General features: G+C 38.1%; 30 protein-coding genes. 3 read left to right on the top strand and 27 right to left on the bottom strand.

Going from position 1 to position 25,206, the window contains the following annotated elements; translation table 11 throughout:
- Positions 1-32: 32 nt before the first annotated feature.
- A complete protein-coding gene (locus ACMGGO_RS08030) occupies positions 33-1,127 on the bottom strand; it encodes a Leu/Phe/Val dehydrogenase (RefSeq protein WP_048392303.1) in 1,095 nt (364 codons plus the stop codon).
- A gap of 387 nt (positions 1,128-1,514) precedes the next feature.
- Between ACMGGO_RS08030 and ACMGGO_RS08025 the strand changes: the two genes are divergently transcribed.
- Positions 1,515-1,751 carry a DUF2627 domain-containing protein gene (locus tag ACMGGO_RS08025; protein ID WP_004231186.1) on the top strand — a complete coding sequence of 79 codons (237 nt, stop codon included), beginning with the start codon at positions 1,515-1,517 and terminating at the stop codon, positions 1,749-1,751.
- Between the two features lie 47 nt (positions 1,752-1,798).
- On the opposite strand, the gene ACMGGO_RS08020 is transcribed toward ACMGGO_RS08025, so the two are convergent.
- The 18 genes from ACMGGO_RS08020 to ACMGGO_RS07935 all read right to left on the bottom strand — a co-directional run bounded on the left by ACMGGO_RS08020 (position 1,799) and on the right by ACMGGO_RS07935 (position 15,497).
- Entirely contained in the window at positions 1,799-2,527 is a 729-nt protein-coding gene (locus ACMGGO_RS08020; RefSeq protein WP_048392302.1) for a glycerophosphodiester phosphodiesterase, read from the bottom strand.
- Entirely contained in the window at positions 2,520-4,091 is a 1,572-nt protein-coding gene (locus ACMGGO_RS08015) for a DUF342 domain-containing protein (RefSeq protein WP_048392301.1), read from the bottom strand. The genes ACMGGO_RS08020 and ACMGGO_RS08015 overlap by 8 nt, the downstream gene beginning before the upstream one ends.
- Before the next feature lie 278 nt (positions 4,092-4,369).
- The gene (locus tag ACMGGO_RS08010) at positions 4,370-4,549 is read right to left on the bottom strand and encodes a hypothetical protein (RefSeq protein WP_259950887.1); all 180 of its coding nucleotides are present in this window, start codon (positions 4,547-4,549) and stop codon (positions 4,370-4,372) included.
- A 302-nt stretch (positions 4,550-4,851) separates the two neighbouring features.
- Positions 4,852-5,043, bottom strand: coding sequence for a hypothetical protein (locus ACMGGO_RS08005; RefSeq protein ID WP_420281771.1), 192 nt, complete (start codon positions 5,041-5,043; stop codon positions 4,852-4,854).
- 11 nt (positions 5,044-5,054) lie between these two features.
- Positions 5,055-5,303, bottom strand: a complete 249-nt coding sequence (locus ACMGGO_RS08000) for a hypothetical protein (protein WP_420281770.1) — start codon at positions 5,301-5,303, stop codon at positions 5,055-5,057.
- Positions 5,304-5,652: 349 nt separating this feature from the next.
- Positions 5,653-6,237, bottom strand: a complete 585-nt coding sequence (locus ACMGGO_RS07995) for a tyrosine-type recombinase/integrase (RefSeq protein ID WP_420282319.1) — start codon at positions 6,235-6,237, stop codon at positions 5,653-5,655.
- Between the two features lie 335 nt (positions 6,238-6,572).
- Complete coding sequence (locus ACMGGO_RS07990) at positions 6,573-7,007, bottom strand: phBC6A51 family helix-turn-helix protein (RefSeq protein WP_420281769.1); 435 nt, start codon at positions 7,005-7,007, stop codon at positions 6,573-6,575.
- The gene (locus ACMGGO_RS07985; protein ID WP_420281768.1) at positions 6,995-7,474 is read right to left on the bottom strand and encodes a hypothetical protein; all 480 of its coding nucleotides are present in this window, start codon (positions 7,472-7,474) and stop codon (positions 6,995-6,997) included. Before ACMGGO_RS07985 ends, ACMGGO_RS07990 begins: the two co-directional genes overlap by 13 nt.
- Positions 7,475-7,550: 76 nt before the next feature.
- On the bottom strand, positions 7,551-9,731 hold the full coding sequence (locus tag ACMGGO_RS07980; RefSeq protein WP_420281767.1) for a phage tail protein: 2,181 nt from the start codon (positions 9,729-9,731) through the stop codon (positions 7,551-7,553).
- Positions 9,732-9,734: 3 nt separating this feature from the next.
- Positions 9,735-10,049, bottom strand: a complete 315-nt coding sequence (locus ACMGGO_RS07975) for a hypothetical protein (RefSeq protein ID WP_420281766.1) — start codon at positions 10,047-10,049, stop codon at positions 9,735-9,737.
- A gap of 128 nt (positions 10,050-10,177) precedes the next feature.
- Positions 10,178-10,561 carry a hypothetical protein gene (locus tag ACMGGO_RS07970; RefSeq protein WP_420281765.1) on the bottom strand — a complete coding sequence of 128 codons (384 nt, stop codon included), beginning with the start codon at positions 10,559-10,561 and terminating at the stop codon, positions 10,178-10,180.
- A gap of 186 nt (positions 10,562-10,747) precedes the next feature.
- Complete coding sequence (locus ACMGGO_RS07965) at positions 10,748-11,515, bottom strand: hypothetical protein (RefSeq protein WP_420281764.1); 768 nt, start codon at positions 11,513-11,515, stop codon at positions 10,748-10,750.
- Between the two features lie 17 nt (positions 11,516-11,532).
- A complete protein-coding gene (locus ACMGGO_RS07960; RefSeq protein WP_330493224.1) occupies positions 11,533-11,754 on the bottom strand; it encodes a hypothetical protein in 222 nt (73 codons plus the stop codon).
- A gap of 316 nt (positions 11,755-12,070) precedes the next feature.
- On the bottom strand, positions 12,071-12,613 hold the full coding sequence (locus ACMGGO_RS07955; protein WP_420281763.1) for a hypothetical protein: 543 nt from the start codon (positions 12,611-12,613) through the stop codon (positions 12,071-12,073).
- Between the two features lies 1 nt (position 12,614).
- Positions 12,615-12,833 carry a helix-turn-helix domain-containing protein gene (locus tag ACMGGO_RS07950; RefSeq protein ID WP_216485988.1) on the bottom strand — a complete coding sequence of 73 codons (219 nt, stop codon included), beginning with the start codon at positions 12,831-12,833 and terminating at the stop codon, positions 12,615-12,617.
- Positions 12,834-12,938: 105 nt separating this feature from the next.
- Complete coding sequence (locus ACMGGO_RS07945) at positions 12,939-13,679, bottom strand: hypothetical protein (RefSeq protein ID WP_420281762.1); 741 nt, start codon at positions 13,677-13,679, stop codon at positions 12,939-12,941.
- A gap of 47 nt (positions 13,680-13,726) precedes the next feature.
- A complete protein-coding gene (locus ACMGGO_RS07940; RefSeq protein ID WP_253294158.1) occupies positions 13,727-14,929 on the bottom strand; it encodes a hypothetical protein in 1,203 nt (400 codons plus the stop codon).
- 346 nt (positions 14,930-15,275) lie between these two features.
- Positions 15,276-15,497, bottom strand: a complete 222-nt coding sequence (locus tag ACMGGO_RS07935) for a hypothetical protein (RefSeq protein WP_420281761.1) — start codon at positions 15,495-15,497, stop codon at positions 15,276-15,278.
- Positions 15,498-15,935: 438 nt separating this feature from the next.
- Between ACMGGO_RS07935 and ACMGGO_RS07930 the strand changes: the two genes are divergently transcribed.
- On the top strand, positions 15,936-16,571 hold the full coding sequence (locus ACMGGO_RS07930) for a hypothetical protein (RefSeq protein WP_420281759.1): 636 nt from the start codon (positions 15,936-15,938) through the stop codon (positions 16,569-16,571).
- A gap of 257 nt (positions 16,572-16,828) precedes the next feature.
- Here ACMGGO_RS07930 and ACMGGO_RS07925 read toward each other — a convergent pair whose 3' ends face one another.
- Positions 16,829-17,086, bottom strand: a complete 258-nt coding sequence (locus ACMGGO_RS07925) for a hypothetical protein (protein ID WP_420281758.1) — start codon at positions 17,084-17,086, stop codon at positions 16,829-16,831.
- A 112-nt stretch (positions 17,087-17,198) separates the two neighbouring features.
- Between ACMGGO_RS07925 and ACMGGO_RS07920 the strand changes: the two genes are divergently transcribed.
- Positions 17,199-17,435 carry a helix-turn-helix domain-containing protein gene (locus ACMGGO_RS07920; protein WP_420281757.1) on the top strand — a complete coding sequence of 79 codons (237 nt, stop codon included), beginning with the start codon at positions 17,199-17,201 and terminating at the stop codon, positions 17,433-17,435.
- Between the two features lie 26 nt (positions 17,436-17,461).
- Here the strand turns inward: ACMGGO_RS07920 and ACMGGO_RS07915 are convergent, their stop codons facing one another.
- From ACMGGO_RS07915 to ahrC, 7 genes are all read right to left on the bottom strand, one after another.
- Positions 17,462-18,553, bottom strand: coding sequence for a hypothetical protein (locus ACMGGO_RS07915; RefSeq protein WP_420281756.1), 1,092 nt, complete (start codon positions 18,551-18,553; stop codon positions 17,462-17,464).
- A gap of 25 nt (positions 18,554-18,578) precedes the next feature.
- Positions 18,579-18,941, bottom strand: a complete 363-nt coding sequence (locus ACMGGO_RS07910) for a hypothetical protein (RefSeq protein WP_322605032.1) — start codon at positions 18,939-18,941, stop codon at positions 18,579-18,581.
- 717 nt (positions 18,942-19,658) lie between these two features.
- Positions 19,659-20,630 (bottom strand): tyrosine-type recombinase/integrase, encoded by a 972-nt coding sequence (locus tag ACMGGO_RS07905; protein WP_420281755.1) that lies wholly within the window; start codon positions 20,628-20,630, stop codon positions 19,659-19,661.
- A gap of 139 nt (positions 20,631-20,769) precedes the next feature.
- Positions 20,770-21,561, bottom strand: a complete 792-nt coding sequence (gene spo0A / locus ACMGGO_RS07900; protein ID WP_016993890.1) for a sporulation transcription factor Spo0A — start codon at positions 21,559-21,561, stop codon at positions 20,770-20,772.
- A 384-nt stretch (positions 21,562-21,945) separates the two neighbouring features.
- Positions 21,946-22,893, bottom strand: coding sequence for a SpoIVB peptidase S55 domain-containing protein (locus tag ACMGGO_RS07895; protein ID WP_048392300.1), 948 nt, complete (start codon positions 22,891-22,893; stop codon positions 21,946-21,948).
- A gap of 122 nt (positions 22,894-23,015) precedes the next feature.
- Complete coding sequence (recN, locus tag ACMGGO_RS07890; protein ID WP_315061321.1) at positions 23,016-24,707, bottom strand: DNA repair protein RecN; 1,692 nt, start codon at positions 24,705-24,707, stop codon at positions 23,016-23,018.
- 33 nt (positions 24,708-24,740) lie between these two features.
- The gene (ahrC, locus tag ACMGGO_RS07885; RefSeq protein WP_004231170.1) at positions 24,741-25,190 is read right to left on the bottom strand and encodes a transcriptional regulator AhrC/ArgR; all 450 of its coding nucleotides are present in this window, start codon (positions 25,188-25,190) and stop codon (positions 24,741-24,743) included.
- Positions 25,191-25,206: the final 16 nt, after the last annotated feature.

Here is a 25,206-nt window from a genome sequence, read left to right as displayed (position 1 = left end):
TGCGACTTCTCTTCATGTATCAACTGTCTAAATTAGCGACCGTGTAAAATATTTTTTTCATTTTTTAAAAATTGGCTGCGCGATTTTGCTACGCGAGCGATACGTTCCTCAGCTAAGCGGTTCGCTGCCACATATGTTGGAATGCCATCTCGTTTTGAAATAGCAAAGATTTTTTCAATACTATCATAAATGCCATCAACGCGTTTCATTGCACGTTCACGATTATAGCCATATAATTCATCCGCAACGTTAATAACGCCACCAGCATTGATTACATAATCTGGTGCATAGACGATACCTAATTCATGTAGGTAGTCTCCATGACGTGAATCTTTTAATTGGTTATTTGCAGATCCAGCAATCACTTTCGCTTTTAATTGCGGAATTGTTTCATCATTTAAAATTGCCCCTAATGCACAAGGTGAGAAGATATCTACTTCTTGCGCATAGATTTCATCTGGTGCCACTGCAATCGCGTCGAAGTCATTAACAACTCGATCAATAGCTGCCTGATTGATATCTGTTACAACAAGTTTTGCCCCTTCATTATGTAAATACTCGCAAAGCTTGTAGGCTACATTTCCTAGACCCTGTACAGAAACTTTTAATCCTTCTAGTGAGTCTGAACCGAATGCTTCTTTTGCAGCTGCCTTCATACCACGGTAAACACCATAAGCTGTTACTGGAGATGGGTTACCTGAAGAACCGAATGCAGGAGAAATTCCTGTTACATAATTTGTTTCTTCATGGATTAAATCCATATCTGATACCGTTGTACCTACATCTTCAGCTGTAATATAGCGGCCATTTAATCCTTGAATGAAACGACCTAACGCACGGAACATCTCTTCGTTTTTATCTTTAAATGGGTCACCAATAATGACCGTTTTTCCACCGCCAAGGTTTAAACCAGCTGCAGCATTTTTGTAAGTCATTCCTCGTGCTAAACGTAATGCATCTTCAATTGCATTTTCTTCCGACGCATACGTCCACATACGTGCTCCACCTAGTGCTGGTCCAAGTGTTGTATCATGGATAGCGATAACCGCTTTTAACCCTGATGCTTCATCTTGGCAAAATACCAATTGTTCGTAATCATACTTTTCCATATACTTGAAGATTTCCATGAAACTCGCCCCTTTGCTTTGGAAAGTGCATCCCCAAATGCCCATCCAATCAAGTTTTATCTAACAATCTAATCTTCATAGCGTCCTCACTCAGCAAATTCTGAGCTCCTATTCGGTAGTAGGTGTTTAGACCCTAATACTTAAAGAAGAAATTGTTTAGTAATGGATAATATTGCTCCACTTATTTTTACAATACTGACAAATTCACAATTTCGCAACTATTATTACATATTCTTATTTAAGTAAGAATTTTCTAAACATTCAGTTACAATCGCTACTTTCTGTCCTGTCACGTTTTTAGCTAAAAATATTATATTGGTTTATACCCTTCCTTGACATTCCCCCATCCACAGGTAAAATTAATCATAGGAATAAGGAGGGGTATACATGGCCCGTTTAGCTGCATTTATTGTAATGCTTATTCCAGGTCTTATGGCTGCAGGTGGCATTAAATTTATGCGTGATACATTATTTGGTAAGCTTATTTCACCATTCCCATTTTTATGGTTGCAATTTGTAGTTGGTGTCATTTTCTTCGTCATAGGCTTTGGGTTTTTCGCTGGATTTTTACTGCATCGCGATCGAAAAAACGGAAAAGTAGCACCACGCTTCCAAAAAAAATAAAAAAAGCTATCCAAATAAGTCATGCAAGACTTACTGGATAGCTCTTTTTATACCCGCTGCTGAGATGTGATAACTTTATCAGGATAATCCGTAATCCAACCAATAACAGAAGGGTGCGGATTAGTTAAAAATGGTTCCGTGCCATCAATAGCATAAAAACGACATGCTTTTTCACTTGTAACACAGGCCTCCAAATATCTTGGTTTGTAATACCTTTTATGCATATGCACACTATCAGCCGCTTTATAATCAGCTAGAAGATCCCATTTTATTTTTTTCGTTGCAATAAGGGCCGTTTCAAATTCAGGTCTATGCTTTTTTACGATCTCTAAAAGCTCATAGTGAAAGGATGAAAAATGACTACCTTTTGGCAGAGCCAAGCCTCCAAGAAAATGAATTAGCCCACTCTTATTGTCCAAGATCGTTGATTTTAATTCAATATTCAACGGCATCTGCTGTATATTTGCCCATGCTAAAACTGCCTCAAACGCTGGCATTTTATAGGACGAAAATAGACGTCTCCAAGGCTTGCCAAGTTTAAAGCGCAGAAGCTCCTCCATCGTACAATCGCTCACCAATTTATTGGTGCCTACTAACCTCGATAATTGTGGATCATGATACACTACAGGTAATCCATCTTTTGAGAATTGAATATCTAGTTCAATCCCATCAGCACCTAGCTCTAATGCCTTTTCAAAAGCTTGAAAGGTATTCTCTAATGCATAAGCAGAAGCACCTCGATGTGCAAAAACAGGGATAAAAGCTGCCTTAGACATTTAACTCACCAAATTCTAGTAGGAATTTACCATTCGTCATTTTGCTTAATAAAGATGATTTTCTACCAATTTGAATATAAGTTCCAGGGTGCGCCTCTTTTGTCACAATAATCTCTTCTTTCCCTACATGACGCATTTCATCCATTAATAGTTTTATTTCACGATCTAATGTAATCGCTTCAGCCTTTAATTTAGTTAAGGCTTGTTTTGTTACCTCAAATGACGCTGATTGTTCTTTGGACATTTGATTGAGAAAAGGTAATAAATTTTTCATGCTATTCTCGTGTGCGGAAATCTCTGTTTGCAATTGTTTTAGCTGTGCTGCTTTTTCCTGCATCACGGTGTTATTTTCCTGCTTATTAATACTTTCTATTATTAAATCTGTTCGACGCTCTAATCGGTTTCCTGAAATGGCCGTAACAATCGTATTTTTAGCTACTGCACGTCCCCCAATAATTTTACCTTTTCGTTCATCCACATATATTGAATGAGCAGAAAGTTGTGAACCTAGTGCGTAAAAACCAATATGAATACTATTAGCTGCAAATAAATTTGCTTCATTTACATGTTTAACAAATATATTGCCACCTGCTTCTACCACTGTTGAACCAAGACCAAAGATGCCCCCACGAATATATACATCACCCTCAATGGATTTAATAAGCTTGGCACCGCTTACACCCTCAGCCCCTTCAATGGAAATATCGCCAGTCGCAATAACTGTATAGCCATTTGTTACTGTACCTTTAATACTAAGTGAACCATTAAATTCAAGGTTACCTGTTTCTACTCCTACATCACCATTTATAGGAAGGTGCCTGTTTACACCAATCATGCCTTTGACATCATCTAAAACGCCAGCAATTTTCGAGCGAATGACGATTTTTCCGTCTTCTTCCACTTCATAGGCAGATTTTGTATCATATTTAATAGGATAATCTCGTCCAGGTACAGCAGCAACTTCTTGACCTAGCACATTTTTCCCTGGTTTACCTAATGTAGCAGGAATTTTTTCACCTAGCCAAGAGCCTTCTGAAATTTCCGAAATAAAATTCATATCATAGTAATCCGCTTTACCGTCTTCACGAATGACTGGCTTTCTCTCGGGTTTAGGTAAGTATGTAATTTGTGCATCTATTCCTGCTATAGGTTGCTCACCTTGAGCAATTAAGAATGCTTTTCCTGGTTCAGCCTTCAATATATCAAAATCTAATATGCCATGTATAATTCCATTTTCATTGAGTGTTTCTCGGATTTGTTGTGTTAATTTTTCTTTATTATTTTGAATATAATCATGCGTTTCATATATAAAAACAGAGGCTGACATCTTATCACGTGCCACTTCTGCTTCAATGTTCGGAAGCCAGCGTCCAATTTCAACAGGATTGGTATTCTGGGTTGATAACACATTTTTTAAAATTGAAAAATTAGATAATTTCAGTCGTGGATGACTACGTAGGATGCTATCAAATTCTTTTAATGGGAAACCTGCGCTAAAAGTAAGCATAAATACCTTGCCATTTTCCTCAGAAATTTCGAAGTTTTCATTTCGAACTAGAATCAAGCTACCTCCTCCTTCCCTCTATATGTAAGTATATACAATCCACTTACATTTGTTTAGAGACCATTGTCACTACCGAGAAAGAAAATAGTACCACTTAATCATTAAAATATAAGACAATATTTTATTTACCCTAAAAGATTATAGATATTTAGTACTAATAAATTGTTTGTTTTTGAGTTTTTTTATTAAAATTACCGATAAATTCAAAGTAATTCCATCAGGCTATTTTGAATATATCATCTTCCAAGTACAGGTATCCACGGGTGCTTCCCACAAAACTATAGGTCTGAATAGGTCTTTTTAACTAACAGCGTATTGATATTCCTTTCAATTCGGAAAGTAGAACCTAGTTGTATCAATTGCTGTCGATTCATATATTGCATACTTATTTTACCATCGAATGCTAAACGCACCTCAAATAGCTCTTCTGTTATCTGTGTGATTTCGAGCGAATTCATTCCCTCTAATTGAAAATTTATACTTTTTATTGTAATCACCTACTATAAGTTTGTAGAAAGGTCTCAAATGATTTTACTCTTCATCTTTAGAATATGACGTTAAATCCACTATACATGTATATATCGTGTTTTTTAGCTGATTTGACGTTCTTTTAACGATTTCAATGTTAAAGGTCAGCCACAGAAATTTCCACAGTATTTGTTCAAGTAACAAAAAAAGCGCCCCTTTAAACTATAGATTTAAAAAGGCGCTATACTATGCGAAGTATAATTGCTGTATATGTTAATGATATATATCGGTACTAGCTAGCCATCATATCAATACGAATTTTGTCTGCGATCATGGCGATAAATTCGCTATTTGTTGGGAGTAAAAACGGTAATTTAATGTCTAAAACAGTTATACCACGTAAGTTTACCGTATATTCTATCGGCAGCCTTCGCAGTTTTTCTCGACTTGTATTTACCGATAATATTACGCTAACACTCTGCAATTGTAAACTACTTACTTACGATTTAAATACTCATATTTTCCTAACGCCTTGAATAAGGCAACTATCCCTCTTTTAACTCTTCCTGTCGCCTCAATAGTACGTAGCATTTTCATATAAGCTGCGGATTCATCTATAGAAAATATAGTGACACCATCGTTCCCCAACGCAAACCCCTCGTCAAAAAGTCTAATTTCTTGTAAATGTTCGTATATCCTAGAAATAGAATAACCCGAAAACAAGGACATTTCTTTTACATCCATCTTCAATTTAACTCCTTTGTTCTATTACCGGTAAATATTATTTTTGCGCTGAATCAAACTATACATATCTAGCAAATAAATTGCAACCCCTAAATTCCACTCAAACCCTTGATATGACTGCGTTAGAAGTGCGTCACTTTGTTTAAAGTATACCCATAATTCTATTTGCGTTGATTTTGCGTTAAAAGGTCTTTATATAGGAAGAAACTCGATTTAAATTTTTACCTTGGGAAATTAAAAATACTATCTAGAAGTAACAATCGGCAGAAAGGCGGATTGCAGCAAATAGGCTTTGGGGGCAAAAAAAAGAACGACCAACAAACGACTTGAATCGCTGTTGATCGTGTTATTAAAAGAATGAAACGTTTTTAATACTTTGTTTGATTCGTTCGTCAGTCATACCTATATAACGAAGCGTTGTCTTTTGTGAACTATGATTAAAGATTTCCATCAGCGTTGCTATGTCGTTAGTTGCATTGTAATAAGTGTATCCGAAAGTCTTACGCATTGTGTGAGAACCGACAGAATGATTGCCGATTTTATCCCCAGCATCAGTAATAATGCGGTAAGCTTGCGTCGTACTAATATGTGCGTCGCCTTTACGTGATGGGAATAAGTACGTTGTTCCTGGAGGCAAAGTGTCGATGTAGTCTGCAATATCAACCATTAGCTGATCGAGGTGTACAGTGCGCTCCTTCTTCGTCTTGCCTTCCCGTATCTTAAACGATGACTTTCCCTTTACTTGTTCGACTCTAAGCGCAACTAAGTCTCCGGATCGTAATCCGGTAGAAATGCCGAGCTTGAACAGTAGCTGATTGCGTAGACCAAATTCCTTCGACATACCTAAAGCTTCTAACATCTCACGTATTTCTTCTTTCGATTTTAACGGCTGCACATCGATTAACATGCCTTTTTTCTCGTTATGATTAGCCATAATTACGCCCCTTTTTAATGTATCCTTTTTATCGTTATATCTAAAATAGCATACATTCGTTAGATGCGCAATTATCAAACGTCTATATATCAACGTTTTATATGTATCCTTTTCATAAAAAGCATACATTCGCAAGGTTCCCGACTGCCTGTCTCTTGCATAACGTTATAATGCTATAATGCGTCGAAACTGCGTCATATCGAACCGTGGAGATTTCAGACACCCTCGCGCGCCAGCCCTGTGTGCCCGATGATTTCGTGATTATTCGTGATATTGCAGACATAAAAAAAGACGGACACATCCGAAGGCATGTCCGTTAATATTGCGTCATTTATTTATACTGTACCACGTAGTCGCTCAATTTCCGCCCTAATCGCATCAACGTCATGTACTTGCGTCTCTTGCGAACTCTGTACAATTTCTCGTTTCTCCGTCAACTTACCGATTAACTTGTAGTACAACTCTAGCGCCTTAATCGAAGCGTTACCATTGTTGGAAGTACCATGTACTAAGCGCATAAGCTGCGCATCTGCTGCGGCTCTAGCGCTGTCTAACTTTGTATCGCTGACTGCTGCTAAATAGTGCACGAAGTCAACATTTTGGCGCCAATGATAAAGTGTACTCGTATCAATTCCGAGTTCTTCTGCAATTTCTGCGTAAGTTTTTTTCTCTCCTTTTGGAGCGTATTCTTTTTCTAGTAGTAATTCCGCCGCTCTTAATTGATTCGTCGTTAGTTTAGCTTTTAATCCGTCTAGTGTTAGTTTAGCCATTGTTTATATTCCTCCATTTTTTGCGTTAAATATGCGTCATAGTCACCATCGTAATCGAGACGCTCCATTTCATCTTCATGAGGACGATATGTTTCTTTTACGATTGATAGAATCGAAGCCGAACTCGCAATAGCGGACCCTGTACCGCCTTGAATCGCTTGCTTTAAATGATACGCAGTCATGACGCATGTGCATCCTAGTATTACGTCGTTACAAGTCCCGGCTACCTCAAATGCGTCTATCCACTCGCGCAGTTTAGGTGTCTCGTCTACGTTAAAATAGCTTCCTGTCTTAGCGAGAATGCCAGCGCAACCTAAAAGAAATTGTTTCGCTTCACTTGCATATCGTATATATACCTCGTATGCAAAGTAATCGCTAGTAGGCGGAAAAGGTACGTATTCATCACCTAGTAGTGAATCAAGTGCTGCCAGTTCTTCCGTCAATTGTGCGTCAGTTCTATAAACCATCTAATCCCTACTTTCCGTTTTATTAGAAAAGGCAAACAACCTACAAAAGCCGATGCCCGCCCGTTGTTTATTCATATTAATGACCTCTTTGAAATTTAGCCTCTTCCAATAATTTCGCTAATCTAAATGCAATGTCTTGAATGTCCGATTCCTTACGAACTTCCATCTTCGCAATGTTAATCGCAGGCATACTAGAACCTCCACCAGCTTGGCCGTTACGATAAGCCTCGGCATCCTGGCGATTAAGCACAGCCTCACCCTTGTGTAAAACGGCTCTGTACCCGTCATACCTAACGTTGTCTAAACCGTGATAGTGCGAGCCGTCCGGTTTACTGTTGCCCCCGCCTGGTATCAGCTTCTTCGCCCAGCTAACGGCACCCGAACCGATTTTACCGATCCAGTCCGGCACTTTAATCTTTCCGATAAGGTCTGCGAAAGTCTTTAAGTAGCCTGCCGCTGTACTAATCCAGCCACCTACCGTTTTGAATGCTGGAGTCAGTGCTTTTACGATTTCCGTAGCTGCTCCGAACGCTTGCGTAAATGCGCCTGCCAGAAATGCTACGAATGGTCCGATGATTGTGTCCCAGGCTAGTCGTAATACTGCGAAAGTTGCCCCAATAACAGCGCCAAATAGCTCTAACACAGGACCTACGACCGCCCATAGCATCGTGAATGCTTTCATAACGAATGTGATCGCCGGTGCAAGGATATTATTCCAAGCCAGCATCGCAATGTCGGCTACGATTTTTAATGCGTTGCCCAAAGCGCCAAGTATCGGCTGAGCTGCGGTCCAAACGGATTGAATAATAGGCACTACGTAGCCAACGATATTAGAAAAGACGCTTGTAATCTGCTCTTTCACAGTAGCAAAGCGCGTCATTATAGCGTCAATGGCTTCGGGTGATATTAACGTTTCAAGTACGCCTCTAAATCCGCCTTCTTTGAATGCGGACATTAATCCGGAAATCTTCGTCTTGATTCCGTCTACTGCCGAATTAACTTTCGCAGCAATATCTGGCGGGAATAGTGCGTTAATTAAGCCGCCAGTTCCGCCTGTCTTGAATGCGGACATTAGTGTTTTAACCTTGCCGACTATGCCGTCGATAGCACCGCGGAATATTTCGCTATTGTCATAAAGCGCTTTAAGCCCGACTGCTGCTGCGGCTATCCCTGCGGCGATTAACGCTACTGGATTTACTAGTGCTGCGATGATTCCTACGATTGCAAATGCTCCCATTGCTACCGTAAGTGCTCCGGCAATGTAGGCGATTGGTTCTCGCCATTTCCAGACGAATTTGCCGAATGCGATTGCTTTATCTGTCAGTTCTCCTAATTTGTCGCCTAGCCTTTTAGCAATCACATCTACATCTAATTTTTCTAAATACTTATTTATATTTCGAAGGGCGTCTCCGAGTTTGGTATTCCCCGCCTCACCGACCTTACGTCCAAACACCTGTGCCTTTTCAGTTATTTGACTCCATTGTGAAAGAGTAGTTTCAGACATCTTATTTACTGCTTTTTGTGTGTATCCCATTTTAACAAGCATTTTATCAAGCTCGACAACTTGTCCTGCAGGGTCCAACTTTTTAATTCTGTTTAATTCACCTTTCGGCAATTCGAATCGCGAGGATAACGATATTGCATCTCCTCCAAACATTTCCTTCATGGCAAAACTAGCACCTTCTGTGCCTTGTGCCGGGTCCAGTAGTTGTAAACGTTCGATAATAGACCATGTCTTTGCCAGGGTATCAAGATCTTTTGTCATTGCAATTAGACCTTTGGAGGAGCTGTACATTTCAGTAGAATTTAAAATAGGGCTATCAAGTGCCATTTTTTCAACTGACTGCATATATTTTTTTGTTTTTGCAGCATCATCAAAAAGTGCTCCTATTGTGACTGAACTCATTTCGTAATTGGCTGCAGCAAGAATGGTAGAGTTGAATGCCTTTGCAGCACCCTGGGCACCTAAATACGCACTTGCTAGACCTATCAGTGTGCTTTGTAATCCTCCAAAAGAGGCGCTTAATCCGTTAGAACCTACGTGAATTCGGCTGATACTTGCGGAGAAGCCGTTCATACGATTGGATGTCGAAGATACAGCGCTACCAAACCTATTTACCGCTGTTTGTGATCGGCTTACTGATTCACCTGTCGCTCTGCTTGTCCGATTCATCCTGTCCATCATTTGAGTGATGCGTCGTAGTCGCGAAGTTCCTTGATCACGAACTCGAAATATTGCGGTTAAATTTACGGCCATAAACTAATCACACCCTTTACGGTGTGCAAGTCTTTTTAAACGTCCTAATTCTTTGGCTACTTCATTTCCGTTCCTACGAGTTAGTTTTGCGTCTGATTGTTTTCCACTAGAACAATATCTAATCGCCGCATTCACCGTCATAATTACTAACCTTTTTAAATTTTTGTGTACATCTAGTTGAGTCGCTTTTGCTTCGTTTTCAAGCACTTTTAACTTTGGCAGCATCGCCTCACGCTTACTTACCTCTGCGTTTAATATAGCGCCTGCTAGTAATGTGGCATTAGTTAAGATCTCTATTTCTCTATCTGCGTTATTCATTTTTCATAACCCCTTTGCGTTTTTTTGCATATAAAAAGGCACAACGTCGATAAAAACGTCATGCCTTGAGTACCTTAATATACTATTCGTTCACTTTGGGTTGTTTAAATATAACCACTACTTGTTTTCTAATATTGAATATCTGTTGAGTTAGTCTGTTCGAACTCAGCTTGAACTGCAGTATTTGGCGGTAGAAAACCTATAGTATCTTCTTTTACAAACCTACCAAGTTTAATTCCACTACTTTTTTCAAAATCTTCGCGACACTGTTGAGGAGTATCTTTCCATCCAGAATTAATAATATGTTCTCTTTTTTCGAAATTACGATTCGGTGCGTGTGTAGTTTCTTCTGCATAATACGCCTTTATATGATACTGAATTTTGAATGGAGTATGGAAGCGACCCTGATATTCACACCATATATAATTAAAATTTATATTGCACCCTTCGCCACATTCATAAATTTCATCCTTATAGTGGAACGCTCCTGCAAATTCTTCTTTTTCTTTCATTATTATCATCTCCTTCTTCTATAATTATCTTTAATATGGTTTTACAAATTGCAAAAATGCCTGGAAAAATTGAGCTTATAGTTCTACAGGTTATGCTTAATTTCTATTTTACAAATATCAGAATTTAATTAACGTTTTTATTGTAAATAAATTATAATTGAAATTTTAGAAATCCGGTTTTATTCGTTATTCAATTACATTTGTCCCCGCCATGCCTGCAAAAGTTTGTACTGTGCCGTCGAGAATACCAATGGCTTTTTCCGGCTCGTTAATGTGGTTTGCGATAGCACCAATATACGTTTTAACAGTGTCATGCTGAGGCGAACCTTCGCGGAACAATTTAATGTTCTCACCATCGCTAAAGTACGATAGGATATTGTCAGCCTTCTCCACTTCTGGCGTAGTAGCCTTTTCCTCGACGCGAGAATAAATGCGTGTTAGTGCTTGTTTATGTTTCGGACTGTCATCGATAGTAGTTACTGCCTGGATAAACGTTGGGAACGTTTTTTGAAGTTCAGAAGCATAGTAAGGTTCATCACCATATTTCGATTGGAAAGCGTCAATTGCTTTAATAGCTGTATCTGCGTTTGTATTGAGCATGATAGACGTCTGCAAGGCAGCGAGTTCTTGTTCAAACAATTTAACGTCTACCGCATTAGATGGAGGTTTAATAGTGTCTGTTTTCATCTTTTTAGCGAGTGCCGTAGCCTCTGCAGCAACCTTCGCATATGTGACCTTTTCTTTCGCTACAACGTCGAATACTTCGCGAGCAACTTCTCGTTTTAATTCTTCAATTTTAGCCTTTTTACCGTGAACAGTAAGATGTTTATCTGTTCTTATTTTAGATATTTCCTCATCCATTCCTTGCTTTAGTTGAGTAGCGATCGTTGTACCGAATTTCGATTTAATTTCGTAACCTTTGTCAAATAACTCGTTTAATTTTTGGATTGTCATATAGGATTACCGTCCTTTTAATAGTTTTGGATTGCTTTATAATCGTGCTTTATTAAATATTTCTCGATTTCTTTTCTTACTTCATCATCGAATTCGAGTATTTCTTCGGGATCGTAACTATAAGGTACGTGGAAGGATTTAATTACTATTCCTCCAGGTACTTTACGAACCTTATAAATGTACTCAAAACCACCGTAGTTGCTGACTTGTCTCTCGAATTTTTCTACTAATACGTCCATATTAATCACCGCCTTTTAACAGTTGCTCAATTACATACATTGCTGCTTCTGATTGCGCAAAATATCGCGCATCCAGTGTGGCCACTTCTTTCGGCAAGAATATCCGATGCTGGCGATCTCCCTCGTCGATGTAAACGCAATGTTCTCTGTTGTCATTACTGTAGTAAATCTGCATTAATAAAACACCATCCCATTGATTACTCGCGGCCTTGGCGGTCGCTGTCCGTTGATTTCGATACCATTTTTGTTGAATTGTTTCTTTCTTCGTTTCAGCTTTGCTCGCTTACCTTCGCCATGATAATTAGATGAATACTTTTTATGCTCCATATCGTTTCATTTCCTCGCTTTCTTCTTTAAAGCCTCGTTTCCAGGCTTCGATTTCATGTCCGTTTGGCTCACGCCTCAATAATCGACTTGCGAATTGTTTAACAAATTCGTTCCACAACTCGTCTGTGAAACTAGCTGACCGTTGGTAATAGTCATAGATGTGTAATTGTCCTTTTGAAGTATTACAGCTACGACAGCAAACAACCACGTTATCATCGATATTGTGACCGAGATATACGTGATCGAGCGTCGCTTGTTTCGCATGTTCCTTTTCCCGTGTAAGTTCGTCACCACAGTAACAGCATTTTTCTGCAGTTAATACAGCGTTAATAGTCACATCTGTATAAAACATAGTGCTATTATGACGATACTGATGTTTACGAAATCGCTCTCGTAAGTAAGCTCCATTTTCATAGCGAGCTTTGCTACGACATGCCTTGCATTGATACTCTCGTCCTTGCGGCGCTTTTGGACGTCGGGTAAATTCGGTTAGATTCTTAACTTCTTTGCAAGTGCGACATTTGCGCATCATTTCAAACCATCTCCATTTTCAATTCAATTAAAAAACGCTCAAACTCGATTGTTCGTGGGAACTCGCGAGTGAGCGCTACTTTTAGCCGTGTCGACGGATGTTTTCTTTTATTTTCTACTTCCGAAATTAATGCTTGTGTATAGCCAAGCCGAGCTGCAATTTCCTTTTGTGTCAGCCCGTGAAAAAGCCTAGTAAATCGTAGGTACTCTGAAAAGTCCATGATTATCAATCCTTTCATTTTTTATACGTTTTTATAACTAATGGGTAAATAAAATAGCCGACTTTTCCGAATCGGCTTCCTCATATATAGCCGAGTTGGTCGTACCTAAATTTTATACCTACCTAATGCCGCCATTTGAGCGCGAACACGTTCTTGTTGTAGCTTTTTGGCACCATAACGTGCTAGCAATTCCGCCTCGATTTCCTCGCGACTTTGTTTTATTACAGTTACTTTTCCACACCCTACATGCCCGCCTAACTTAACGTGAATATTACGTGGTGCATTATATCCGTCATAATCAATACGCTCTGGCGTTTTACGCTTACCTCCCATTTCCGCCTTACGTTTTTGTTGCGCTACATATTGCTCGAAGTCGTCTCCGAAGGAATATACTTTTCGTTTGCGGTCGTATTCAAACATGTGCCAATCAGAGCTCCAAAACGGGTACTCTAATGGTTCTCCCTTATATGATGATGCGTAATGTAAATCTAACCACGTCAGTCGGCGTACCTTACCGACCTTACGAACTTCTCGTCTCCATGCTTTTAACACAATATCCTTTCCACTGGCGCACTGTTTACAGCAAGTTATCGAGCTATTGTTTTTAGTTATATCACGGTAGTAATATCCACAGTGCGCGCAACGACGTACTTTTGGGTCGTCTACGCCTTCAAAATGGCCATCGATTAGCGCTGATGCAATCTCTAAAGCGTCATGATACTCGACGTTTGGCGGAAAGTATTTACGAGCTAACTCAATTGCTCCTGTTCCCGGTAGAACCTTTAAGAATGTGTGTTTTAATACTTCGCCTTTTTTCATTGTGATACTCGTATTTACAGTTGTCATATTTTCATTTCCCCTTTGCAGAATAGTTTTTTTGTAGAGTGTTACCATTAGATATCGTATCGTGCCCACTTATCGAGTAATTCTCGCATACGTCTAGCAGGCATATATAGATTGATAGATTCGCCGTTGCGGATTCTTGAGCGCCAAACCCATTGAAGTAAATCTGACACAGCTAACTTGTCCTCACTAACTGTTATATCGTGATCTTGAAAGAACGATTTCTCTATAGGATGCATGTATCGGTTGTAGCAGTACATTAATGTTGAACGGTCTGCATATTCATTAGACGCTCGGGCATTACACGCCAGAAAACCCTTTGTATAGCCTTTTCCTTTTAAGTCCGATTGATAACTTTTGATCGTCGTCCATAAAACTTCGTCAGTCTTTGCTTTGATAATATTTCTGACGTACGACTGCATACTAGAACGAATTGCAGCCATTTCTCCATCGCTTCGACGGCTCAGCCAACCTTTAGAAAACGCGGTCGGAACACTACCATGATCGTTGTGCGGTCCGTCATATAGAGTAATCAATGAACGAAGATGCTCTCGTCCTTCCTGGTGCTTGTCATACTCGATTAATTGTCCGTCTTTGACCGCTTTTAAATCGTAAGGAATCGAATACAACTCGAAATAATATTTCATTAACTGCGCCTCAAATAGATATGTCAAAACGTATACACTAGTAAAAGTTTCGAAGATTGAAGGCGGAAACGCATAAATTAAGTATTTGTCACGGTGATAAAAAAGCGTCCCTGCTTGCGCCAGTAGCTTGATACGGTCGAATACCCCGTACTCATATTCAACTTCGCTCGCAGTCCAAACGACCTTGTTGTTCTCCATTTTCACTAAGCCTTTATCTAGTAGAAGTCGCATATCAGACGGTGAAACGCCCGCCTTATCTATAACGCTTATAACCTCGTCCAATATTAAGGTGTAGTTATTCTCACGCAACAAGTAGCGCAGTTCATCGTCTGCCATTTCAAAAAGGCTATGCGTTGCTACGATGTCTTTACCGTCCTCAATCAATCGCTTTAGGCTCGTTAATTTACTACCGCCTTCTACGTTATTCGTTGGCTGTACAAACTCGCGACCCGTTACCGAGCTAATCACACGGTCGACCTCAGCTAAGAACGGCGTAACATATATGAAACGCTCTAACAGGCTTGCGCCATTTATGTAGTCAATAGCATAAGTCGTCTTACCTGCTCCCATCACCGAATCAATTACCGTTACGTTTTTCATTTCCATTTGAATACCTCCCGATTTGTAGAATTATTGTTGTAGACGACGACCCCACCGCCTCAGTACTTTTTATATACCTCTCTTTAAGGGATAAAACGATATACATGAATAAATGACAACAAAACTAAATTTACGAGAATATAAGTCACTATAAGTGTTTATCAACAGATATCATTTTTGCGATTAGCAAAAATAGAAGTATGAGCGTTAGCGAATGCTTCGTAAAGAACTCTACGGCTCATTACATTCGCCTATCGCTGCCAGTAAACTGTCATCGATGATAAGCACTTTTTATATACCTCTCTTTAAGGACGACACCTCACAAACGTTGATATGACGCGGTTTCTAACGGTCAATAAGCACTTTTTATTTCGGATAAGTGTTGCGGTTGAGGTCGTCGAGAACTTTTGGCGAGAATTTCATCGATAAGATGTGAGCGTTCAAATACAAATACAAGTTTGCCCCGCCTATGTCGACTCGGTTCCATTTTAATTAAAGCCTGTCCTGCATCGATGATTTCCTGCGCTATTTGGCGAGAATGGATTACGATAAATTTTTCGATTTTCGCTTGCATTGCTGTTCATCCTCCTGTATAATGACATTATAAATTGATATTTGATAATATTGGTTAATTCTGCACAAAAACAGACATACCAACTTTTATTATATCGTCAGCACTTGCGGAATGTAAAGTGCTTTTTTGCATTTTTTTAAACTTTTTTTCTTCTATTACATATACCCGAACAAATTCTCTTTTCGAGACACCTTTTCCGCAAAACCTTTTAAATATTTCCCCCGATAAATCTCGCTGTTTTACCGTTGATTTAGCAGTTCTAAGCCTTTAATGATAAATACCATTACTTGTTTACTACGGTGCTTAATAGGCGGTCTTTTAAAAGGCAGAACTGTACTGAAATTTATATTTATTTATGGTAAAATTTAGATTCATATAACATCCAATTCAGAGTAAGAGTAACTTGGATTTAATAGTAATTTTATAAGGAGTTGTCATATGTCACAGGATATAATTAACCAGTTTGTAGATGATGTAGAAGGTCTTTTAAAAGAACTTTATGAATTAAATAGTTATTATCTTCTAAACAAATATCTTAAGGAAAAAAAGAATCAAAAAGAGAATTTAGAGTTGATGAACAAAGCACCTGCTTTTTTCGGCTTAACAATTCATTCTTTTCAGTATTCTGCAATTATGGGTTTAGCGAGATTGTTTGAACCATCCTCTAGAGGTAGTAAAAACATTAATAAGTTTTTAAACTTTATTGAGGGTAATCATAAAAAGATTTTTTCAAACGATCCAATTACTAAGGAGAAACTTGGACGAAAATCGGATATTGATGAATCAACCGTTATTAACGATAGGGAAAGATTAAATGAGGTTGAGCCTATAATTAGTAATTTAATAGCTTGGAGAGATAAAGCCTTTGCTCACAATGATAAAAAGTTTTTTAAAGATAGAGGAGCATTAGGAAAAGAATTCCCAATTACGTATAAAGAAATCGAAAATTTAATTGAGCTTGCAGCTGAAATATTAAATACTTATCAGGTAGGATATAACGGTAATTATACAACAGTTATTCCAACAAACACCTATGATGTTGATAAGGTTTTAATGGCAATGAGGAAGTTATAGGATCTTTTATTATTGTACAAAAGGCGCGATTGCTTTATAAGTCGCTGTTCTTCTTCAAATAACTGATACTTTTAGTTGAGTAATTTAAGAAAAGCTAGGCGTTGGCGCACCTAGCTTTCAACGACACGACCATTGTTGGCGCAATGATCCTTCGTATCAATTGCTAAAGTCGGTTGGCGCTGACTCTAGCGTATTTATTATCCGTAATGTTGGCGCAAAACAGACGGTTCAACTCGTTGGCGCGAGTATGATTCAGTTTAAGCTAATACTTTCGGTGCTTGCGCAAGGATCGCCAGCAATTCGATAGGTTCTGCTGTATCCAATTCGGTGAAGATAGAACGTGCCTCATCATCCCACTTGAATAAAATCTCATTATCACCGATGTACAAAATCGCATCATCTTCATATCCCGGCTGCTTAAATACTTCTAAATATACACCGTCAATAACCTGAGTTCTTTCTACGACATAAGAATATCCTGGCTCAACTTCGAAAATTTGCATTTGCGTCATCATAAAACAACCTCCCGATAATTTTTATTTTCGGTACGCTTATGAGTACCACTTCTGTTATCATTATATGGTACGCTTTTGCGTAACGTCAAGTATATTTTAGGAGGAATTTTAAATGGCTAAGAAAGTAGTTGTTAAGATTGATTACATAATTGAAAAGTACGAGGTCGGCTCATTGAGAAAGTTAGCGGAGAAATGTGATATAAGACATGCAGCACTAAGCGAATTGAATAACGGCAAGAGAAGAAATATCAACTTTGGGCATATCGAGAGGATCGCTGAGACATTAGGGATTGATGATATAACGGAGATAATTGATTTTGTAGAAGTAGACGAAGAAAAAGCGCTCTAGAATTACTAGGCGCTCATTTTAGTTAGTTATGTCTGTTTAACCTCTTTGTTAAGATAGTTTATTCTACGTGTTATCAATTCAAGATCAGACATACTTTCATAGCATTGAATGTTGAGACTAGTAGAAATAATTTCTCTAATCTTACTAATGTAATCATTAAATATAATTTTAATTAATTTATCTGGATACTCATTGTCTTTTTCTATCTGTTTTTGAAGGTAACCAAAAAAATTAATATCTTGGCTATTATAATGAAGCATATTTCTTAAAATTTTCATTTCATCTTTAATAGTTCTTTCGTACTGAACAAGCAAATAATCTAATTTGTTTAGATTGATATCATTCCAATGTTTTTGGAGTTCTACCCTACCTTTAATATCCAACAGATTCCTCATTGTTTCGAATAACTTAATTGATACTAATCGTAATAAAATGTACTTATCTAGGTTTAATGTTGATGATTTATAATCTAAGTGGTTTTCTAACCATATACAAGTGGTTAATTCATTTTGGACAAGAAGAATTCGTGTTAAAAATACATTATATGTTATATCTTTACTAAAAAATCTTTGATCCCAAATTTCCTTTAGGTCATACTCTTTCATATTAATGTTAATTAATGGTTTAGATTCTAACTCAATTGGTGTATTTATCACATCTAGAGTATCACGCATTAACGAACCAATAACAGAAGTAAAATCTATGAAAGTATTTCTATCAAATATATTAAACAAAGGAGTATCAGCAAAAACAAACGAAGGAAATAAAGTACTACTGGCCAATATATTATTATCTAAATAAAAACCTATATTATCTATATCAGATCCAAAAAGACTTTTATGCCCTTCCAGAAGCTTATTAAAGATTTTCTTATTTTTGAAGCCTTGATTAGTTTTCACTTTATGCCGTACTTCTTTAATTACATTAAAATGTAATAAATCAGACTGAATCACCCCATCTTCTTTAAATACCTGGTTAGTTTCAAAAAGAATAATACAAGCATCGCGAAACAGAGAATAAATAGGTGCAATACTAAAATCAGAAGTCTTTTGACCTTCTAAAATCAACTTTTTTATTCCGTTTATATCATAATTTATTGTTTCTAAGTAATTTTCCATATATCACCTCATGATATATCTAAATTTAATCCAAGAACTCACTGATATTAACTGTTGTTACACCACTCGACATCGGTAATTGATTAGGTTCTTCTATACAAAAAAAGAATGATTCTGCATGTTCCTGTGGAATCCAATATTTAATTTGAGGGCGTTCTTCATATGTAACTTTATCAACTATCAATCTAGTTGTTACTTCATGATTAAATAACCCCCTTAATCCTTTGTACTTTTTTTCATGAAAAAGTTTATGATGTTCATGCTTAATTGATTGATCTTTCATAGCATCTTCTAACGTGTAAACATCAGTAATTAATGTTTCGTTAATATCTCCCTCGTAAACTTGAACTTGCCCTACAACATTAACATACCAAGTATATTGTTTCATTCCAAATTCCCCTTCACAGATGTAAAATATTAGTATGTTTAATTGTACCACTTTCTCATAGTGAAAGAGAATTACAAATCCTATCAAGATTTTTTTAACATTTGTACTTGACAACCGCACCCTCTTGCTAGCAGAATGGCTGCTTGCTCCAGGAAATCGGAGCAAAAAATCGTTACCTATTATCGCAAGAAACGTTGAAAACGATTCAAACGACAATAAGTAACGACCGCATTTGCTAGCGTCAGGTGACGTCCGAGGTTGTCTCGTATGCTCCTGTTAAATCGGGATATTTCTATCCGTATGTACTCGTCTAATTATCGTCCTAGACGTGCGGTAGTCCTTAATTGAGCGTATTTGTACGCTGATTGTCCGCTTGTACATGCTTACCCTAGCCGTAACTAGCCGATAAACCATGCCGCGCCCTTAATGGTGGCGCTCACCAATTCATCGCAACCGTAACAGGAAACGGCTTGACCTACGATATATTCCGTAGTTTGCGTTGTGACGGACGGCACTGACCAGGTTAGATTAACGACGAATTAGTGGGCCACCTCGTCGCTACTGCTAAAAAAGGATGCACTTAATAGAAGTTGCATCATCGAATTTTTTTCGATATAATGAACCCTAAGTAAACGCAATTGCTGCCAGGCAATTATTAGCGTAGATATTAAGTTGTAAAGTCGGTCGACGCTCCAACGTCAGCCGGCTTTTTTGTGTTTAAATATCCAAATTTTCAAGTGGACTATGCTGTCGATACTTCTTCATCACTTCCTTATCAGCGAAATCAAGATAGATTTGCGATGTGACCTCAACACTCGCATGTCCGAGAAGTCGAGATAATGTTGCTAAATCACCACCGTTTATTAGATACCTCTTAGCAAAATTATTTCGAAGTAAGTGCGGTGTTATTTGAAGGCCAACGTCTCGACTCCGAAGTCTAAACGAACGCTCCACTCCTTCTATGCGATGTTTTGTACCTCGATTTGTCGGGAATAAATACTTACTATCTGTATACCTATCTTTAAAGGCAATCCACGATTTTAAGTGATTACGAGTTTTCTGCGAAAAATAAACAAATCGCTGTTTTCCCGATTTAGTCTTCCTTAATAAAATTGCATTACTGCGTAAATCAATATCTGATGGCACCACTTCTAAAATTTCGCCAATCCTGGCTCCACTATCAAAGATTAATCGAGCTATTACCCAATCACGGTATTGATCGAATTTAGTAACGTCGAAAGAACGGAAAAACTGTTTTAATTCATTATCTTCGAGCATAACTTTGATTTTTCGCTCGGGTTTAACATTCTTTAAATCCTTTAACGGATTGCTGCGAATAAGTTGCTCTGAATATAAATGCGAATAAAATGCTTTTATGTTACGTACATAATTCGCTATTGTCGTTTTACTTACCGGCTTACCAAAATCGACCCGTCGTTCTGGGTAGTTTACAGGCGATTCTACGGCACTTACAGTAAACTTACCTCTTTCTTCGATTGAACGAATATAAGCTTGAATATGCTCTGCCTTGACGCTTTTAACGTCATCTATTTCGAAGTTATCCAATAGGAACCTTGCGAATAATCTAAGCGTCTGTTCATACGATTTTAATGTTTTAGGTGACAGACCTTTCGCTGAACAATCGAGCATGTAGCGATCAATTTCTACTAAAAACGGATTTAAAGCCATAAAAAATACGCCCCCTTAATCAGTCGTAAAAAACTGTTTAAGAAGACGTTATAATTAACGTAATATAACTGTTTTATATAATAAGTTTACCGCATATTCTCCGCTAGCCTGTCGTCCACAAACGCAGTCATACCAACGCTTAGCTAGCCATCATATCAATACGAATTTTGTCAGCGATCATGGCGATGAATTCGCTATTTGTTGGTTTGGATTTCAAGTGATGGACTGTATAGCCAAACATTGACGAAATGGATTCATAATTGCCACGATTCCAGGCTACCTCTATGGCGTGACGAATCGCACGTTCCACGCGGGATGGTGTCGTATTAAATTTTTTAGCGATTTCTGGATATAAAATTTTTGTCACAGATCCTAATAATTCAATATCCTCAAAGACCATTTGAATGGCTTCACGCAAATAGGAGTAGCCCTTAATATGTGCAGGGACACCGATTTCTTTGATGATGGCTGTAATCGTACTGTCTAATTGATGCTGATTTAATTTTTGAGGTACTGTCGGTTGTAATACGCTTGTCTTTTTCGGAAGTGTCGCCTTCTGTCCAGCACAATGTAAAATCTTTTGTACCAATTGGTCGAATTCAAAGGGCTTTAGCATGAAATAAGAAGCTCCTAAATCCACCGCCTGTTTCATGACATCCTCTTGGCCAAAAGCCGTTAGCATAATGACTTGAATTGATGACATTTTCTCATTTTGATACATGGACTCTAATACAGCTAAACCGTCAAGATGAGGCATTATTATATCTAGAAGTAAAATATCTGGTGTAAATTCCTCAAGCATTTGTAGACATACTTTTCCATTTGAAGCAGTTGCAATAATTTCTATTTCGGCATGTCCTTGAAAATACTGCTCCATTGTTTTTAATAACTCACGATTATCATCTGCAATCGCTACTTTTACCTTTGTCATTTCAATTCCTCCTTCTGGACTTGCTTTGAACACCTCAAAGCGATAACCTAAACCCCTAAATGCCGTTTTTGGCACACTGTGGAATTTTCGACATTTTTGTTTTAAAAACCTTTTCTATTTCCAAAAATGAGTATGTAGTCCGATACTTTCTTTTAATATCGACAAGTTACGCTAAATGACGCGACTTGTCGAATGCTCTTATAACTTATTTTAGATAAATTTAGTAGATAAAACTACAGTTTTTTTAAATATCATGCCTTCTTCAGGAAATTATCGGAAATACATGTTGGATTCGATGAAATAAGGGTAAAAAATCCGTGTAGTTTCCCGCGGCTTTTGTCCTGCCTGGGGAAAATTAAACGGATTTTTACCTTTCATACCTTTTTATGAAGACCTTCTTAACATTTCCGCTACTGTTAGCGCTGCACCTTTTTTCGGCTCCTCCACAAACATATGTGTCACAGCACCGACAAAACGACCGTCTTGGATAATAGGACTGCCACTCATTCCCTGCAAAATGCCACCTGTTTTTTCAATGAGCTTCTCGTCAGATACTATAAATTCAAGGCGTTCATTTTCCACTTTGGTAATTTCTATTGAAAAGGTTTCCACCTTACTGCCTTCAATGGCTGTATAGATTTCAGCTTTCCCCGTTTTTATATCTTTTTCATGCATAATTTCTATCGCTTTGGGTAATCTTTGTTGATAACCGTCTTCCCAGCGGCCAAAAATACCATAAATAGTATTTTTATCTATACTACCTAGACGTTCTTGATGCTTTTCAATGGAGGAAATTTTATAGCCAGGTTGGCCTGGTGTGCTTTTTCGGATTTGCTGAATAGAAGCTAAAAAAATGGAGCCAGCTCTAAAAACAGGGGCTTCTTGTAGGGTTGAATCGACAATTTGATGACCTAGTGCACCGTAATTTTTTGTCTCTGGATCAATATAAGTCAGTGTTCCTACTCCATCTGTTTCATCTTTTAAAAAGGAAATGACATGCTCTGCTTCTTGGTTTTGTAATTCCAATGTAATTTGTTGGCCTTCACTATTGATCGTCCATGTCTGTTGGCCATCTTTTGCCACAGCCTGCTTGGCATCAGCAAGAGATTTTACTGGTATATCGTTTATTTTTTCAATAACAGCGCCTCCTTTCATCCACTGATTGGAAGCTAACAGTACATCGTGTGCGACAAATACATGGGACAATTGAAGTTGAATTCCAATTGCTTCGCCCATTGGTATAAGCTTTTTGGCGGCTAAAGCTTGTATAGGCAACACTAATAAAAAGATGAGCATAGGCAAAATGACTAATTGACGCCAATGACGATTCATACGACACCTCCTTTTCATTTTTGTCTTTTTACTATGTGTTGTTGTGACGTTCTTATAAGCGGTAAATATTTGCGCAAAATGAAAAAAGCCAGAAACAGCTGAAACTGTTTCTGGAATAATGGTTAACGCATTTGTTTTTTTCGTTCATCTGCCATTTTTAAAAGCTCCGTCGCATGCTGTAGTGTCAAGGCTGTAATTTCCGTTCCAGACATCATACGGCTAACTTCCTCTATACGAGCATCTTGATCAATTTCTGATAAGGAAGTAAACGTTCGATCATGCTCGACTTCTTTTTTAATGAAGTAATGATGATCAGCCATCGCTGCAACTTGAGGTAAATGTGAAATACATAAAACTTGAGAATTAACAGAAATCGCGGCAATTTTCTCTGCAATCGCCTGCGCAACCCGACCACTGACACCTGTATCCACCTCATCAAAGATAATGGAAGTAATTCCATTGGAAGAAGAGAAAATGGTTTTCAACGCTAGCATCATTCGTGATAATTCTCCACCTGATGCAATTTTCGGTAAAGACTTTGGTGGTTCCCCAACGTTTGTGGAAATGTAGAAGATAATTTGATCTTTCCCATTGGCATCGAAATAGGGTAATTCATCGAAATTGACAATAAATTTTGCTTTTTCCATATGTAATTCACGTAGCTCTGCCATAATTGCTTCACTCAATTGTTGAGCTGCAGCTTTACGTACAGTTGAAAGTTCACTAGCCAGCTCATTGAGTACAGCTTCCATCTCTAACACACGTCGTTCTTTCACCTGCAAAATCTCATCACGATTCAACAGCTCATTTAACTCGTTTTTAATTTTTTCATAATAAGCCAAGATCTCTTCCACTGTCGTTCCATATTTGCGTTTTAAAGTTTGCAACAACGCTAAACGCTGCTCAACCTCGTTTAAACGTGCAGGGTCAAATTCCAATTCATCTAACACATTTTTGACCTGATAGGCTGCATCCTGTAATGCATAAAACGCAGTTGTCACTGCCTCAGATGATTCTTTGAATTGTTCATCAACCGTTGCAGCATCTTCTAAAGCACCCATTGCTGTTCCGATCCAATCAAGTCCTTTTGTTTCGCCCTGAATGGCTTCATAGGCTGCACTAGAACGTTCAAAAATTTTATTAAAATTCATCAGACGACGGCGTTCGTCTAGAAGCTCGTCTTCCTCACCTAACTTTAAATTAGCTTCGTCCAACTCTTTAATTTGAAATTGATACAAATCGATACGTTGTGCCATCAACTGCTCATCAATGGATATAGAAGCTAAGTCTTTTTTGAGCAAACGGTATTCATCATATTGGGCGCGATAGTTTTTTTGAATCGGCAACAGCTCTTCTTCTGCAAACTGATCAAGCAAATTGATGTGCTGCTTTTCATCCATTAGCTCTTGATTTTCATGTTGGCCATGAATGTCAATGAGACTTGCCCCAATGTCTCTTAGTACCGACAAAGGCACGAGCTTACCATTCACTCGGCAAATACTTTTACCGGTATCATTCAAATCACGACGTAAAATAATTGTATCTTCTTCTATTTCAATGCCTGCTTCTTCTAACTTTTTCAGAACAGGATGAACTGAACTCGAAATTTGAAATAAGCCACCCAATTCTGCTTTTCTTGCGCCATGACGAATAAATTCAGTGTTGCCTCGTCCTCCTGCAAGTAAATGCACCGCATCAATGATAATAGATTTTCCGGCACCTGTTTCCCCAGTGAGAACTGTTAAGCCTTCTAAAAAGCTGACAGTCAAATCCTCAATGATGGCAAAATTTCGAATACTAAGCTCTCTTAACACAAATTGTCACCTCTAAATCAAATTAACCATTTTTTATAGCATGTCTAATAAACGATTTTTTGTATTTTCACGCTCATTTTCATTTCGACAAATAATTAAAATGGTATCATCTCCAGAAATTGTACCTAAAATTTCCGGCCAATCTAAATGGTCAAGTAGGGAAGCAATGGCATTCGCATTCCCAGGAAGAGCTTTCATGACTAAAAAATGTGATGCCCCATCAATACTTACAAAAGCATCCGCTAATGCACGATGTAATTTTTGGACTGGATTGAAACGTTGATCTGCGGGTAGGCTATATTTATAACGCCCATCCTGTAATGGTACTTTTACTAAATGAAGCTCTTTAATATCTCGTGATACTGTAGCTTGTGTCACATTATAGCCTGCTTCTTTTAAAAAATCGACTAAATCATCTTGTGTTTCAATTTCATGATTGGCGATAATATCCCGAATCCGTATATGTCGTTGTCCCTTATTCAACGAAATCACCTCTTAT

Source organism: Lysinibacillus sp. BNK-21, from assembly GCF_048684915.1.
GTDB classification, from domain to species: Bacteria; Bacillota; Bacilli; order Bacillales_A; family Planococcaceae; genus Lysinibacillus; species Lysinibacillus capsici.
This window is presented reverse-complemented; position numbering and strand designations above follow the sequence as displayed.

What these genes read in the sequence shown, in the direction of transcription:
- ACMGGO_RS07950 (WP_216485988.1), bottom strand. Translation starts at nt 12,833, where the DNA reads ATGGACTTTTCAGAGTACCTACGATTTACTAGGCTTTTTCACGGGCTG.
- ACMGGO_RS07990 (WP_420281769.1), bottom strand. Translation starts at nt 7,007, where the DNA reads ATGGCTAAACTAACACTAGACGGATTAAAAGCTAAACTAACGACGAAT.
- ACMGGO_RS07915 (WP_420281756.1), bottom strand. Translation starts at nt 18,553, where the DNA reads ATGGAAAATTACTTAGAAACAATAAATTATGATATAAACGGAATAAAA.
- ACMGGO_RS07955 (WP_420281763.1), bottom strand. Translation starts at nt 12,613, where the DNA reads ATGATGCGCAAATGTCGCACTTGCAAAGAAGTTAAGAATCTAACCGAA.
- ACMGGO_RS08025 (WP_004231186.1), top strand. Translation starts at nt 1,515, where the DNA reads ATGGCCCGTTTAGCTGCATTTATTGTAATGCTTATTCCAGGTCTTATG.
- ACMGGO_RS07970 (WP_420281765.1), bottom strand. Translation starts at nt 10,561, where the DNA reads ATGAAAGAAAAAGAAGAATTTGCAGGAGCGTTCCACTATAAGGATGAA.
- ACMGGO_RS07895 (WP_048392300.1), bottom strand. Translation starts at nt 22,893, where the DNA reads ATGAATCGTCATTGGCGTCAATTAGTCATTTTGCCTATGCTCATCTTT.
- ACMGGO_RS07985 (WP_420281768.1), bottom strand. Translation starts at nt 7,474, where the DNA reads ATGGTTTATAGAACTGACGCACAATTGACGGAAGAACTGGCAGCACTT.
- ACMGGO_RS08000 (WP_420281770.1), bottom strand. Translation starts at nt 5,303, where the DNA reads ATGGATGTAAAAGAAATGTCCTTGTTTTCGGGTTATTCTATTTCTAGG.
- ACMGGO_RS07910 (WP_322605032.1), bottom strand. Translation starts at nt 18,941, where the DNA reads ATGAAACAATATACTTGGTATGTTAATGTTGTAGGGCAAGTTCAAGTT.
- ACMGGO_RS07995 (WP_420282319.1), bottom strand. Translation starts at nt 6,237, where the DNA reads ATGGCTAATCATAACGAGAAAAAAGGCATGTTAATCGATGTGCAGCCG.
- ACMGGO_RS08030 (WP_048392303.1), bottom strand. Translation starts at nt 1,127, where the DNA reads ATGGAAATCTTCAAGTATATGGAAAAGTATGATTACGAACAATTGGTA.
- ACMGGO_RS07930 (WP_420281759.1), top strand. Translation starts at nt 15,936, where the DNA reads ATGTCACAGGATATAATTAACCAGTTTGTAGATGATGTAGAAGGTCTT.
- ACMGGO_RS07940 (WP_253294158.1), bottom strand. Translation starts at nt 14,929, where the DNA reads ATGGAAATGAAAAACGTAACGGTAATTGATTCGGTGATGGGAGCAGGT.
- ACMGGO_RS07945 (WP_420281762.1), bottom strand. Translation starts at nt 13,679, where the DNA reads ATGACAACTGTAAATACGAGTATCACAATGAAAAAAGGCGAAGTATTA.
- ACMGGO_RS07980 (WP_420281767.1), bottom strand. Translation starts at nt 9,731, where the DNA reads ATGGCCGTAAATTTAACCGCAATATTTCGAGTTCGTGATCAAGGAACT.
- ACMGGO_RS08020 (WP_048392302.1), bottom strand. Translation starts at nt 2,527, where the DNA reads ATGTCTAAGGCAGCTTTTATCCCTGTTTTTGCACATCGAGGTGCTTCT.
- ACMGGO_RS07975 (WP_420281766.1), bottom strand. Translation starts at nt 10,049, where the DNA reads ATGAATAACGCAGATAGAGAAATAGAGATCTTAACTAATGCCACATTA.
- ACMGGO_RS07925 (WP_420281758.1), bottom strand. Translation starts at nt 17,086, where the DNA reads ATGATGACGCAAATGCAAATTTTCGAAGTTGAGCCAGGATATTCTTAT.
- ACMGGO_RS07920 (WP_420281757.1), top strand. Translation starts at nt 17,199, where the DNA reads ATGGCTAAGAAAGTAGTTGTTAAGATTGATTACATAATTGAAAAGTAC.
- ACMGGO_RS07905 (WP_420281755.1), bottom strand. Translation starts at nt 20,630, where the DNA reads ATGGCTTTAAATCCGTTTTTAGTAGAAATTGATCGCTACATGCTCGAT.
- spo0A (WP_016993890.1), bottom strand. Translation starts at nt 21,561, where the DNA reads ATGACAAAGGTAAAAGTAGCGATTGCAGATGATAATCGTGAGTTATTA.
- ACMGGO_RS07960 (WP_330493224.1), bottom strand. Translation starts at nt 11,754, where the DNA reads ATGGACGTATTAGTAGAAAAATTCGAGAGACAAGTCAGCAACTACGGT.
- ACMGGO_RS07935 (WP_420281761.1), bottom strand. Translation starts at nt 15,497, where the DNA reads ATGCAAGCGAAAATCGAAAAATTTATCGTAATCCATTCTCGCCAAATA.
- ACMGGO_RS08010 (WP_259950887.1), bottom strand. Translation starts at nt 4,549, where the DNA reads ATGAATTCGCTCGAAATCACACAGATAACAGAAGAGCTATTTGAGGTG.
- ACMGGO_RS07965 (WP_420281764.1), bottom strand. Translation starts at nt 11,515, where the DNA reads ATGACAATCCAAAAATTAAACGAGTTATTTGACAAAGGTTACGAAATT.